Annotated in this window: 1 protein-coding gene; it reads right to left on the bottom strand. The window is 65.6% G+C overall.

From position 1 onward, the window contains the following. Positions 1 to 29: 29 nt before the first annotated feature. Positions 30 to 966, bottom strand: a 937-nt coding sequence (locus AC5Y21_RS25975) for a Mu transposase domain-containing protein (protein WP_499917018.1), incomplete at its 5' end; no start/stop codon positions are given.

Consider the following 966-nt stretch of genomic DNA (forward strand, 5'->3'; position numbering starts at 1 on the left):
CCGCCTTGATCGGATCCTCCGGTGCCATCTCAGGCCACCTCTCCATCGAAACCGATTGTCTGCGAGTCGAAGTCGACACCGAAGGCGCGGTCGTAGTCCGCCAGATCACGCACCGGTGCCTCCACGGCGGGTGCGCTCTGCTGGAACTGTTGCCGCAGCGCAGCAGCGGCCTGGACATGGAGCGGGTCGGTCAGGGTGCGTCCCTTGGCCCACACCCGATCGTGGGCGGCCAACCGGCGACCCGCGCGGGTCACCGTGACGGTGTCCAGGCCGGCGTGCACATCCACCAGATTGCCGATCGCCCCCGGATCGACCGAGTAGTCGTTGCCGGCGACCCGTACGTAGTAGTCGCGGCCCAACCGCACCTGGGTGACGGCGTCCACACATGGAGCCACCGGTGGCAACGCCAACATCGCCGCGGTGTCGGCGCTGAGCAGATCAACGGGACGCCCATCAATGGCTCGCACCGTGCGCCCATTGGCGATCGGTAACCATGCGCCGAGTTGGTCGTTGAAATCGACCGGCGACTCGAAGGTGCGGCCCGGAAGAAACGAGGTCTCCAAATACCGGTTAACCCGCTCAACAACACCTTTGGACTCGGGGTCATACGGTTTGAGTTGCACGAGTTTGGTCGCCAACGTGCCCACCAAACTGGTCACCGGATCAGTCAGCCGCCCCCGACGCCCGATCCCAGCCTCGTTGTCCCACCACAACTCATGAGGCACTGCCCTGATCTGACCCGAGAGCAGCGACCACATCCCGGCCACCAGATCCATCGTCTGACGCGAAGGCAGCATCAGCGCGGTGATGAACCGGGAGAACGCGGCCACCATCACCAGCACCGGCGGCGACCCACACTGGTCGAACCCCAGCGGGATCTTGGCCGGCGGAAACCACAAATCGCACTGCACCACCCGACCCGGCCGATGCTCCAGACGGTCCGCCGGATCTGCCGGCGCGTACTCC

The sequence above is a fragment of the Mycobacterium sp. NGS41 genome (genome assembly GCF_059812725.1).